This window comes from Acinetobacter sp. YH12058, from assembly GCF_013419805.1.
GTDB lineage: Bacteria > Pseudomonadota > Gammaproteobacteria > Pseudomonadales > Moraxellaceae > Acinetobacter > Acinetobacter towneri.
Genome location: NZ_VOZL01000013.1, coordinates 31,969 through 44,647, shown reverse-complemented (window position 1 = coordinate 44,647; position 12,679 = coordinate 31,969). Strand labels below are relative to the sequence as shown.

The window sequence follows — 12,679 nt, the reverse complement described above, 5'->3', positions numbered from 1 at the left end:
TGTCAAAAATTGATCAGAGGTTTTTGTTTGGGTCTGAGCAGCTTATTTACCCGTTTTTTGTTTAATAAACTGGCGTGCCATTTTAATTTTTTCTTTTACAGGTTTTGGTAGTTTAGGTGGAATCAATTTCGCTGCTTGGTTAAACCACACCAATAAGCCAAAATCACCTTCCATTTTAATGCTGCCATTTTGCATGCCTGTCATAAATGCAGTTGGATCACCTTTCATTAAGGTTTTTACGCCTTGCTCGCTGTCTGCAAACTGCAAAATAAAATCGGCTTTTTCTGCATCGCCCGCCACAGTGTCAATATGTCCATTGTTGACAATAATTTGACGCGCCATACCCAAGTCTGTGCCAATTTGAATACGGAACTGGCGTTCATGCACCAACTCAATAAATTTTGGACTGGTACGTGCCAGTTGTTTCATACGCAATGCCAAACCTGCCACGAGAAGGTCAAGTGGATCGGTGCTGACATCAACCAAAGGAAGTTTGACCACAGGAATTGCAGAAAGTTTCATGACAGTGAAGCCTATTGTAATTGTTGGATAATGAACAGACTCATCCTATCACAACTCCCGCTTTTTGCTGCAAGGCTTTGTATAACAATCTTTAGGAGGGTGTTAAAATTTTGTCGCTGTTTGGATGGCGCAAACTGCCGTACAGATAAAGCAAAAAAGATGCAAACCAGTTGCATCTTTTTAAAGTTTTTGAATTTAGTCTGTACGATTTAGCGGCTTGAGCACTGCTGCTGATCGTCTTCATAGACTGGGGTATGTTCGATATAGCGACGTTTTGCCAAAGCACGCTCTGCCCGACGGTCTTCTCGTAATAATAATAAAGTCACCAAAGTCATCGCCAAGAAAATTGCCGACAAGTAACTGTAGGTAATTGGCAGTTCAAATACGCTTTGCACACTGTAGCGCACCACTTCCAATAAACCCCAAAACACCATACCTGCCAACATAAAGTTTAACCAGCGACGATAAGGCGAAAAGAAAACAGCAATCAACGCAGCTGCGACGAGGCTTAAGCCTACAATGGTCGCTAAATTCGCTGTTAGCATAAAAACCTCCGTCTAAAGATGCAGCCTCTTTTTGAATTGGTCTGCGACTTCAAATACCGTTTAAATAAATAATGGATGTCGATTTAAATTCTATGTCTGCATTATGCTGCGTTTTCTAGATAAAAAAAGACTTGTATTTTTATAAAGCGACACACCTTGTCGCAATATTATATTGTCATTACATTTTTTAAATTTTGTAGTTTTCGGGAAGCTAAGCTAGCTCTTTATTCGCGTGTCATTACAAAAAAACACCTTATTTTTTTGCCTTAAAAAATATTTTTTTCATTCAATGCTGTTGCGGTTTTTATCGACAGTTTTTGTTTACCGTTCATCGTTATCTGCTGATTATACAAACAAAAAACGCAGCATGACTGCTGCGTTTTTTTCATTGAATTGTCATATTAGGCACGGTTCAAGTCTTTGTCATGCACGCCCAATAAGTACAGCACACCATCTAAGCCCACGCTTGAAATGGCTTGATTGGCGTTTTGACGTACCAACGGTTTAGCACGGAACGCCACACCTAAACCTGCAATAGAAAGCATTGGTAAGTCGTTCGCACCATCACCCACCGCAATGGCTTGTTCCAAAGAAATCCCCATTTTGTCTGCCAGTTCACGTAGCAATAATGCCTTACGCGCACCATCCACAATGTGACCTTTTACTTCGCCTGTAACCATGCCATTTTCCACATCTAGAATGTTGGCATGCACTTCATCAATCCCCAATTTTTCCTGCAGATATTCTGCGAAATATTGGAAACCGCCCGACAAAATAGCGGTGCGATAACCCAAAGATTTCAGGGTTGAAATCAGGCGTTCAGCACCTTCGGTCACGGTCAGACGTTCGGCAATTTTAGGCAACACAGCAGCATCTAAACCTTTGAGCAATGCTACGCGCGCGCGGAAACTTTGCTGAAAATCCAGTTCACCCTGCATGGCACGTTCGGTAATGTCCGCCACCTGATCGCCCACACCTGCCTCAATCGCCAACTCATCAATCACTTCTTGTTCAATGAGCGTTGAGTCCATGTCAAAACACACCAAACGGCGGTTACGACGGTAGGCATTGTCTTCTTGTACCGCGACATCCACACTCAGTTCATTCGACAGGCTTAAACACGCAGCACGCATGGCAACTGCATCTAGCATTTGTCCACTTAATCCAAACTGAATGCAAGCACGTTTAGGTTCATCTTCGGCTACATTAAGCTGTGGGCGACCCGACAAACGGGTTACAGTTTCAATGTTAAAACCTTGGCTAGATACAATATGCGTGACCGCCTGTAAATGTGAGGCATTCAGCTCTGGTGCCAGTGCAGTCACGATATAACGGGTACGACCGCCTTCTTTGACCCATTGCTCATATTCAGTTGCAGAGATTGGTTTAAAACGCACAGTTAAGCCAATATCATGTGCTAAAATCAGAATCTCCTTCATGGCTAAAGCAGTTGCAGTCTGGTCTTCTGATGCAACAACAATACCTAAAGTCAGTTGATTATGAATAACAGCTTGGCCAACATCTAAGATTTGTAAGGAATGAGCGGACAATACCTGCATTAATCGAGTAAACTGATTAGGTTGGTCAGGTCCTAAAAATGATATAAGAATGATTTCTCGCATGAATTGACTCGGGTCTGAGCTACAACTATTGTGAGAATCATAATCTAAATTGAATATAAATGCCTTGGAAGTTTTACCTTGAATGCGCCTAGACAAGGGCTATTTGCTAGCCTATTGATTGTAAGTTTTGCTTTTCACACCTTTTTATTGGTGCTTGCAACAACACACCAATTAAATGAAAACCGCGCCAATCAGGGGCAGTTAATGACCAGCCAACTGGTCACAGACAGCCTTTCTGAGCTGGAACCTGCCAATACAGTATCACTGGCATTATTGGTGAATCGTTATGCCACCAATCCAAGCATTGCTTCTATTCGTATTTTAGATGCGCAAAATCAGGTCTTGGCGACAGGTGGACAGTCACGTACCCGTGAAGGTGAAGTCTTTGTCCGCGATGCAATCATCAATGAAAAGAAAGTCGGCAGCATTGAAATTACCTTAATTCAGCCAAGTATTGGTGAAATTCTGCGTACCCAATGGTTAGCGACACTTTTATCATTATTGGTTCATGGCTTGTTATGGTTGGCTTATCGCGCGATTGCCCGTCCAAGTCGTAGTGAATATTTAGCACGCATTAATAATGAATCTCGCCTTAAACACGAATTACAATTATTGACGCAAGCCCTTGAACAAGAAAAACATCAAACGGCTTTGGCACTTGCGCAGGCACAGCAACAGCCTAAACCTGTGATGTCGCCTAAAGCAAACAAAGCCATTGAGCAAAGCCAAGAGCAAAACAACATTGCGCTGAATATTCAGTTTTATGACCCGAAACAATTATTAGACACGGTCACGCAAAGTGTGTCTGTGCCTTATTTTAGCTTATGTCAGATTTTCCTGAACAAAAGCATTGAACTGTGCGTACAACACTACAAGTTAAACCGTTCCGACATTCAAACAGTACAACCATTCCATGAAGATGGCGCAACACTCAGTATTGCAGCCAATACACCAAATGCAGCAGCCTGTATGGCCATGATTGGCACGGTGTTCCAGTTATTGTCTGAAGTGCTGTATAAGCGTTATCGTGAAGAAAAGCGTTTTGTGTTGCAAACTCGCAGTGGTTTATCAACCGCAGTCGAAGCCATGCAGTTATCTGCAGTGCAGGCAGCAGAGCGTTTGGTGCATCAATTATCTGCTCGTGAAAATGCAGTGCATTTACCGAATGAATTACTAGATGAACTGTCTACGCATTATGAATTGGTGAGTATGCCAAATCCGACCAATGTGCTGATGCGCCATGCCTTTATGGTTAATGGCATGGACAGCCAATCGGCTGAGTTGGCGCAAAGCCTGCGAACTGAAATTCTAAAAGGCAAACATTCAAGAGCTTCTTAAAATAATCCATGAGATGCCTTAAAAGCATAAAAACCTGAGTATGCACACATACTCAGGTTTTTTATACTCACAGATGCTAGATCACATCCATTTACTGCAGCCCAATTTACACATTCAACTGCTTCTGCTCGACCAAATACATTTGCGCATTGTGTACAGCAGCCTGCCCCACCACAGCAGCTTTCTGCCATTCGCCATTGGCTTGTAGCTCCCACGCATTTTGATTGTCATGCAAATAACTCAGCAAGCCATCTTCTACAATACGCTGTTTAATTTTCTCATCCAAAATAGGGAAGCAAGTTTCCACCCGTGAAAATAAGTTGCGCCCCATCCAGTCTGCGCTGGCGCAGTACAATTTTTTTGCACCACCATGCTCAAAATAATACACGCGGGTATGCTCCAAAAAGCGTCCCACAATCGAACGGACATGAATACGCTCAGACATACCTTTCACTTTTGGAATCAAACAACAAATCGAGCGGATAATTAAATCGACCTGTACCCCTGCCTGCGAAGCACGGTACAAAGCCGTAATTAACTCAGGCTCAGTCAATGCATTGACTTTAATGATAATTCGGGCAGCTTTGCCTGCTTGTGCAAACCCGATTTCTTGTTCAATCAGTTTGAGCAATTCACTGTGCAAGGTAAATGGTGCATGCAGCAAGTTTTTTAATTTTGCCGATCTGCCCATGCCTGTGAGTTCCTGAAACACCCGATGCACATCTTCACAAATATCAGGATGTGTGGTCATCAAACCATAGTCGGTGTACATACGTGCATTGCCCGCATGATAGTTGCCTGTACCCAAATGCACATAGCGCACCAACTGATCTTGCTCACGACGCACAATCAAAATCATTTTGGCATGGGTTTTATAGCCGACAATGCCATACACCACCACTGCGCCTGCCTCTTGCAAGACGTTGGCGACCATAATGTTGGATTCTTCATCAAAACGTGCGCGTAGCTCGATCACGGCAGTGACTTCTTTGCCATTACGTGCGGCTTCTGCAAGTACCTGCACAATTTCAGAATCTGGGCCACTACGATACAGCGTTTGCTTAATCGCCAACACATTTGGGTCTTTCGCCGCTTCTTTGAGTAAATTAATCACCGGCTGAAAAGAGTCAAATGGGTGATGTAGCAACACATCCTGCTTTTTCAGAATCTCAAACATCGGTTTTTGCTTCCGAAATATTTTTGGAATCACAGGTGCAAAAGGTGGATATTTCAATTCAGGTCGGTCAAAACTACTGGTCAGACGCGACAGGTTAATCGGCCCGCTAATCCGATATAATTGCTGCTCATCTAAATCAAACTCTCTGAGCAAATAATCAATAATATCTTGCGGGCAATCATCTTCAATTTCTAAACGTACCGCACGCCCAAAACGACGTGACGATAATTCATCTTTTAAGGCAACTGCCAAATCATCGACATCTTCGGCCAAAATCAGGTCGGCATTGCGGGTCACTCGAAACGCATAGCAACCTGTGGCTTTCATGCCTGGGAACAGATCATTGATATGCTGCTGAATAATCGCAGTCAAGAAAATATGTTCAGTCGCACTACCTGCCACTTCTTTTGGCAAATTGATTAAACGTGGCAAAGAGCGTGGCGCAGGCACAATCGCCATTTCAATTTCACGTCCAAAAGCATCTTTGCCTTGTAAACTGACAATAAAGTTCAGACTTTTATTGACCAAACGCGGAAATGGATGCGATGGGTCTAGGCTAATTGGCGTTAAAACAGGCTGTACCTGACGGGCAAAATAATCGGCAATCCACGCTTTATGTTTATCCACAATGTCATGGTATTGAATAAAGTGAATCCCTAAACTTTGCAGCTGCGGCAAAATGGCATAATTTAAAGTGTCGTATTGCTGCTTCACCGCCTGATGCACTTTATCAGACAGTTCTACCAAGACCTGTTCAGTCGGAATGGCATCTGGGGTACGGGTAATGGCATTCAAATCGAGTTGCTTCATTAAACCTGCAACGCGAATTTCAAAAAACTCATCTAAATTACGTGAAAAAATAATTAAAAAATTGAGTCGCTCTAAAATAGGTAACTCTGGGTCTAAAGCTTGCGCCAAGACCCGACGGTTAAACTCAATTAAAGAGAGTTCACGATTAAAATAAGTATCAGATGAATGCTGAAAGTGTTCCATATCTTCTCTATGCTGTTTTTAAGACAGTCTGCTTATTTCGCCTCTGTGCAAGGCATGGTAGGTAGAGATTATGACAATCATGTTACACCCACAATCAATCGCAGAACATTTCGTCAAAATTGAGTATATGTAAAAAATTGATTTTTATTTATTTTATTTTACATTTAATCTATTTTTATAGAAAAAAGGAAGATTTCGCCCTTCCCTTTCGCGGCCAGTTCGTTATCTAGTTTTAGCCAAGTAAGTGCTGACTTTGTACTCGCTGTACTCCTTGTGCCAACATCTGTTGCCATGCTTGTTCTAAAGAGCCATTTAAATCAATCGCTTTGGTGGCATCTTCAATCACATAGGTGCTAAAACCCAACTCACAGGCATCTATTGCCGTCCACGCCACACAAAAGTCGGTGGCAATGCCCACAATATAAACCGTATCAATTTCACGGGCTTTTAAATAGGCCGCCAAGCCTGTGGTGGTTTTGCGGTCTGCTTCCATAAAGGCAGAATAACTGTCTATTTGCTCGTGAAAACCTTTGCGTATAATCAATTGTGCTGTAGGCAAATCTAGATCTGGGTGTAATTCAGCATCAGCTGTGCCTTGCACACAATGCACAGGCCACAACACTTGCTCGCCATAACTGAGCTGAATCTGCTCATAGTCCTGTTTGCCTGCATGGTTGGCAGCAAAGGACACATGCGTTGCAGGATGCCAGTCTTGGGTGATCACAATGTTCTGAAACACACGTCCCAACGCATTAATGCAGGGAATAATTTGATCGGCATTTGCAACCGCCAAATTACCTCCTGGACAAAAACCATTTTGCACATCAACCACAATCAAGGCATTATTCAGCTGCTGCATGCTGTTTCCTTTCCCATCTTAAACGCTACCCTCAGCATAGCTGAAATTTAAGTCTGAGTTGTATCGCTTTGATAAAAATAAAAAGAATCGTTTTCGGCACAATGTTGATAGTTCGGTAGCTGTAACAATAATTGCCGTACAAAACGTGGATAGATTTTGGCTTTGCGTGCAGTCGCGGCATGAAAATAAAAATAAGGCAATGGATGCCGAGTTAAATAATTGACCAAATGCTGTCGGGTTAAACGCATCACCTGAAAGGCATCAATACCTGCGTTGACATCTTCATAAGTAGCTTGATCGGCAAATGCCAGCCACGCGTTTTGTTTTGGAGAAGTCCGTGTTGCTCGAAAATGGCGTTTCAGTTCTAAAATAAATTCATATTCAATCAGATACAGCGAAAACTGCTGTTGATCCAACTGAAATTCTGCAATCAATTTTTTCTGCTTCAAATGATACTCTTATATTTACTGTTTTTTAGGACTTATTATACCCTGCTTGCGTCATTGCCACCCAGTAGAACAGGCAGCTTTGCGACAGTACTTGTCACACTTCATTCGAGCATTTTCTCTCAAAAATCAGCGATCAACATACAAAAAAATAGCCTGCAGGTGCAGGCTATTTGGTCTTTCAACTGTTCTCATCCTTTTAAACAGTTTGAATACGACGTACCAATAACAACATGAAAATGGCTGAAATAATAATACATGGAATGGCTGCTGAAATAACCCCAGCCGCACCAAAGCCTGCTGCCAACAACTGACCTGCAATAGCAGGGCCAAGCATTGCGCCTACACGACCAACAGCAGAGGCAACACCGACCCCAGTACCACGTACTTCGGTTGGGTAGACAATACTACCAAAAGCATATAACACGCCCTGACAGCCAATCACAAAAGCACCGACCAAAGCTGAAGCCATATACATTTGCATGAGTGAACCCGCTGCATTTAGAGCAAATAAACCTGCCAAAATACCACCATACATCAATAAAATCACGTAGGCTTTTTTCCAACGGTCGGTCAGCATACCCAAAATTACAGTACCGACTGTCGCACTCACCATGAAATAGAACTGTGCAGTACTGCCTTCTTTACGCGAGAAACCTAATTCCATAAATAAAGATGGTAACCAGCTCAACATGATGTAAACCACCATCAAGGTAAAGAAGTAACTCACCCAAATAAATAAGGTGCGCAATAAGTTTTGTGAATTAAACAAATCTTTAAAAGATGCTTTTGGCGCAGCATTTTGTGCTGTGACATCTTTACCTGCCGCTTGTGCTTTTAAGAATTCACGTGATTCTGGCAATAACCACATCATCAATGGAATGACAATAAATGGCAGCAAACCACCCAAATAGAAAATGTTTTTCCAGTTTGAGCCAAAATCTGTACTGGCAATTAAAGATAAAATGGCTGCACCCACAGGCATACCACAATACATCAAGCCCACAGCACGACCACGGTTTTGTGGCGAAACAGCTTCAGATGCCAAAGTAATTAAAATTGGCATGGCTGCCCCTAAACCCGCACCTGCCAAGAAGCGCACCGCCAATAGGCTTTCAAAGCTATTCACCCACACCGTACATAAGGTAAATAAAGCAAAGACTGCTGTAGACCAGATTAATACTTTTTTACGACCAATACGGTCTGCAAAACGTCCGCCAACCAAAGCACCTGGCAATAAACCTAAAATACCCGCACTAAAAAATACCCCAAGCTGCGAGCTGTCTAAACCAAAATGCTCACGGATACCTGCCGCAGCAATACCTGCTGCCTGAATATCCAGACCTTCAATCACTGCAATTAAAAAGCAGATCGCGACGGTAATAACCGCATGCCGCTGATCGCTATGTTGTGTTGATCTATCCATTGGGTCCCTCTACTAGAATTAGATAGCCATGTGAAAGCCTGCATCTTGCGCAGTTTTAAACTGCAGCAATAGCTATCAATAAGTGTTAGACCAAAGTGAATTTTTTCAGATCAGCGCAAACGTGTTGCGCAGCATGTAGAAAAAAACATAGCGAAAAAAACAATAAATCTGGCAAATTACACGCTATTTTCCCGCTTAAAGCAGTAAATTCAGCGCAAGATTTCTCACCATTTAAGAAGTCAGCGACAACATATGTAGACTTAAAAGCTATTATTCTTAAGAATCAAAAATCAAAATATCCCGATTAAAACACTCAGATATAAGAGCTATAAGCTCTGAATTGAGCGTTTTTTTATATAAATATCTAGGGTCTGTTGACAATTTGTCTATGTTTGCGGCGATACATATTTTTTAGCTGATATAAGGCATGAGACAGGAAATTTAGTCATTCTAAATGACTGGCACATAACGCAATAGCAGCAAAAAATATGCTCGCCCCCTTGCGCAGCAAACAAAGCAGCGCTTTGTTCTTGCTCATGTGGCTAAAAAAACGCTGATACCGTTGCGCCATACCAATGAAAATTTGGGTACAAAGGAGATGGTTATTATTTTTTTATTTTGAACAACAAGCTGCTGATCCTAAAATACTAAATTAAACAAAGTTTATGATTGCTTTGACGAAAGCATATTGTTCTGACACACTGAATCAGTCATAATTTGGCTAAGCATTATTTAATCAATTTGATTGAATTTTGACCCAAATCAAAATACTGCAACCATCCACATCTACCTTTTCTACACCTCTGTGGATGGAAAAATAGGATCTTTTTAAAAAATGACTCAGCAAGCACAGACCATTCAAGGCTCAATTGTCGCAATTGTCACCCCAATGTTAGAAGATGGCAGCGTAGATTGGAAAGGTCTCGAGAAGCTCGTTGAGTGGCACATAGAACAAGGTACCAACAGTATTGTTGCTGTAGGTACAACTGGTGAAGCATCGACCTTAAGTATGGAAGAGCACACCAAAGTGATCGCAGAAATTATTCGCGTCGCAAATAAGCGTATTCCTGTCATTGCTGGTACTGGTGCAAACTCAACGCATGAAGCCATCGAACTGACCAAAGAAGCACAACAATTGGGCGCAGATGCGGCCTTATTGGTAACGCCTTATTATAATAAGCCAACTCAGGAAGGTTTATACCAGCACTATAAAGCAATTGCAGAAGCAGTTGATTTACCTATCATTTTATATAATGTACCGGGTCGTACTGGTGTAGATATGTCAAATGAAACGGTCATCCGTCTTGCAGACATCCCAAATATTGTGGGCGTAAAAGATGCAACGGGCGATGTGCCACGTGGTCAGCAATTATTGGCTGGCTTAACAGGCAAAAACATGGTGGTGTATTCAGGCGATGACGCTACGGCATATCAATTGATGCTGCACGGTGCAAAAGGCAATATTTCTGTAACTGCCAATGTTGCACCAAAAGCCATGAGCCAAGTTTGCGCGGCTGCAATCGCAGGTGATGCTGCAGGTGCAGAGCAACAAAACAGTGCGATTGCAAATTTACACAATATTCTATTTTGTGAATCGAACCCAATTCCTGTGAAATGGGCACTTCATGAAATGGGATTAATTGGTACAGGAATTCGCCTGCCATTAACTCCGCTTGCAGAACAATATCGTGCACCGTTACGCGAAGCCCTTCAGGCTGCGGGTGTCATTCAATAAAAGAGCTTAGTATGATGCAATTACGTTTTGGTTTGATCGCCGCACTTTCAGTATTGAGTTTGGCTGGTTGTAGTTCTCTTGCCATCAATAATGGTTCATTGGACTATAAAGACGCCGCTACTTTAGCACCACTTCAATATCCAGAAGGTTCTGTGGTTCGACCTGCAACACCGTTGTATCCTGCACCAAGCGTTGACCCTTTAGCAACGGCAAATGCACCTAAGCTTGAAAATGCACGTGGCAACCGTTTTGCGATGCCACGTCCTGAAGCCATGCAAGCCAGCAGCAACACAGTTCAAGACAGTACGCAAATTGGACGTCCTCAACCCGTAGTTGACGGAAACCAAAATCCGTTGCTCAAAATTGATGGAAATTCTGCTACAATTTGGCAATACACACTTGCCACCCTCAGCAGTCTGAATTACAGCATTGTTGGTCAAAGTAAGAACCGTTACGAGGCAACCATTAAGGTCGATCAACAGATTTATGTCTTAAGATTGACCTCTGTCGGTTCGAGCAACAACCTAGCTGTATTCAATGCCGATAACAGCTTTGCAGATCAAGAAAAAGCTGCAGATCTGTTGGCCCAGATTTACCAAAATTGGCCAGCCTAGCCGTACTAGGCATTTTTTTTTGAAAAAGGTTCCCTCATGTTAAAACAAACCTTGCTCTATACTGGTAAAGCAAAATCTGTTTATACCACAGACAGTGCAGACCACCTGATTTTAGTCTTTCGTGATGATGCCTCTGCGTTCAATGGCGAAAAAATCGAACAACTAGATCGTAAAGGTAAGGTGAACAACCGTTTTAACGCCTTTATCATGGAAAAATTGGCTGAAGCGGGTATCGAAACTCACTTTGAAAAACTACTTACACCAAACGAAGTATTGGTGAAAAAGTTAGACATGATTCCTGTAGAGTGCGTTATTCGTAACTACGCTGCAGGTTCACTCTGCCGTCGTTTAGGTGTAGAAGAAGGTAAAGAACTGACCCCACCTACATTTGAATTGTTCTTTAAAGATGACGCTCTTGGCGACCCAATGGTAAACGAATCTCAAGCGATTGCTTTAGGTTGGGCCAATGCTGAACAATTGGCAAAAATGAAAGAATTAACTTACCAAGTCAACGATGTATTAAAAGCATTGTTTGATGCAGGTAACATGATTTTGGTCGACTTCAAACTTGAGTTTGGTGTATTCCACGACCGTATTGTGTTGGGTGATGAGTTCTCTCCAGACGGTTGCCGTTTATGGGACAAAGACACCAAGAAGAAACTCGACAAAGACCGTTTCCGTCAAGGTTTAGGCGGTGTGGTTGAAGCTTATGAAGAAGTTGCTGCACGTTTAGGCATCGACTTAGACAATATCTAATTCAAGCTTTTCAATTTTAAAAGCTGAATTCCCAAAACCGAGCAACATTGCTCGGTTTTTTGTATTTTGCTGTAGACCAAACAGGGTTTACAAACCAAATCTTTGAAAAAATCGCCCCATCCACAATGCCCAGTCTGTCTGCCTATTTTTAAATTTATCTGAATTTAAATTGTGTATTCTGCAATTCCGTGTATGCTTGTTGTCATACTAGAAAAATATGAAGTTCGTTTTAATCGTCTAAGTCCGTAGTTTTATTTTGTAATCCTTCGTTTGTTCAGATTTTAAGTCGCATCTTTTTCCCAGTTATTCCAAATCTTTTTTAGATTGCAACATATTAAAATTCAGCAGGATATTTCCCTATGTCAAATCCGACAATGAAAGGCACGGTAAAGTGGTTTAACGAAACTAAAGGTTTTGGTTTTATTCAACCAGAATCTGGTCCAGATGTGTTTGCGCATTTCAGCGAAATCGCACACTCAGGCTTCAAGACTTTACACGAAGGTCAGCAAGTTGAATTCAGCATTGCGCAAGGTCAAAAAGGCCCGAATGCTGTAAACATCAAACCGCTTTAAACCTTTGAATGCAGCACTCAAGGCTGCAAACAAATCTAAAAAAGCTCAAGTTGATTCTTGAGCTTTTTTTATGC

12 protein-coding genes are annotated in these 12,679 nt (G+C 42.1%); 5 read left to right on the top strand and 7 right to left on the bottom strand.

Going from position 1 to position 12,679, the window contains the following annotated elements:
- Positions 1–42 precede the first annotated feature (42 nt).
- The 3 genes from FTU09_RS09055 to serB all read right to left on the bottom strand — a co-directional run bounded on the left by FTU09_RS09055 (position 43) and on the right by serB (position 2,689).
- A complete protein-coding gene (locus FTU09_RS09055; protein WP_004974140.1) occupies positions 43–522 on the bottom strand; it encodes a hypothetical protein in 480 nt (159 codons plus the stop codon).
- Between the two features lie 209 nt (positions 523–731).
- Complete coding sequence (aciT, locus tag FTU09_RS09050; protein ID WP_004974137.1) at positions 732–1,067, bottom strand: ciprofloxacin tolerance protein AciT; 336 nt, start codon at positions 1,065–1,067, stop codon at positions 732–734.
- Positions 1,068–1,468: 401 nt separating this feature from the next.
- Positions 1,469–2,689: a phosphoserine phosphatase SerB gene (serB, locus tag FTU09_RS09045; RefSeq protein WP_004974136.1), complete on the bottom strand. Its 1,221-nt coding sequence runs from the start codon at positions 2,687–2,689 to the stop codon at positions 1,469–1,471.
- A gap of 78 nt (positions 2,690–2,767) precedes the next feature.
- Between serB and FTU09_RS09040 the strand changes: the two genes are divergently transcribed.
- A complete protein-coding gene (locus FTU09_RS09040) occupies positions 2,768–4,027 on the top strand; it encodes a hypothetical protein (RefSeq protein WP_004974135.1) in 1,260 nt (419 codons plus the stop codon).
- 106 nt (positions 4,028–4,133) lie between these two features.
- Here the strand turns inward: FTU09_RS09040 and ppk1 are convergent, their stop codons facing one another.
- From ppk1 to mhpT, 4 genes are all read right to left on the bottom strand, one after another.
- Positions 4,134–6,197 carry a polyphosphate kinase 1 gene (gene ppk1, locus FTU09_RS09035; RefSeq protein ID WP_131261229.1) on the bottom strand — a complete coding sequence of 688 codons (2,064 nt, stop codon included), beginning with the start codon at positions 6,195–6,197 and terminating at the stop codon, positions 4,134–4,136.
- A gap of 232 nt (positions 6,198–6,429) precedes the next feature.
- A complete protein-coding gene (pncA, locus tag FTU09_RS09030) occupies positions 6,430–7,056 on the bottom strand; it encodes a bifunctional nicotinamidase/pyrazinamidase (RefSeq protein WP_104852749.1) in 627 nt (208 codons plus the stop codon).
- Between the two features lie 47 nt (positions 7,057–7,103).
- A complete protein-coding gene (locus tag FTU09_RS09025; RefSeq protein ID WP_131261230.1) occupies positions 7,104–7,505 on the bottom strand; it encodes a hypothetical protein in 402 nt (133 codons plus the stop codon).
- Between the two features lie 196 nt (positions 7,506–7,701).
- On the bottom strand, positions 7,702–8,928 hold the full coding sequence (gene mhpT, locus FTU09_RS09020) for a 3-(3-hydroxy-phenyl)propionate transporter MhpT (protein WP_131261231.1): 1,227 nt from the start codon (positions 8,926–8,928) through the stop codon (positions 7,702–7,704).
- Between the two features lie 835 nt (positions 8,929–9,763).
- Here mhpT and dapA point away from each other — a divergent pair.
- The 4 genes from dapA (at position 9,764) to FTU09_RS09000 (ending at position 12,605) form a co-directional block, all read left to right on the top strand.
- Complete coding sequence (dapA, locus tag FTU09_RS09015; protein ID WP_131261232.1) at positions 9,764–10,663, top strand: 4-hydroxy-tetrahydrodipicolinate synthase; 900 nt, start codon at positions 9,764–9,766, stop codon at positions 10,661–10,663.
- A gap of 14 nt (positions 10,664–10,677) precedes the next feature.
- Positions 10,678–11,277, top strand: a complete 600-nt coding sequence (locus tag FTU09_RS09010) for a lipoprotein-34 precursor (NlpB) (protein ID WP_179990751.1) — start codon at positions 10,678–10,680, stop codon at positions 11,275–11,277.
- Positions 11,278–11,313: 36 nt separating this feature from the next.
- Complete coding sequence (gene purC, locus FTU09_RS09005; protein WP_004974116.1) at positions 11,314–12,033, top strand: phosphoribosylaminoimidazolesuccinocarboxamide synthase; 720 nt, start codon at positions 11,314–11,316, stop codon at positions 12,031–12,033.
- Between the two features lie 359 nt (positions 12,034–12,392).
- Entirely contained in the window at positions 12,393–12,605 is a 213-nt protein-coding gene (locus tag FTU09_RS09000) for a cold-shock protein (protein ID WP_004974113.1), read from the top strand.
- The last annotated feature ends 74 nt before the right edge of the window (positions 12,606–12,679 follow it).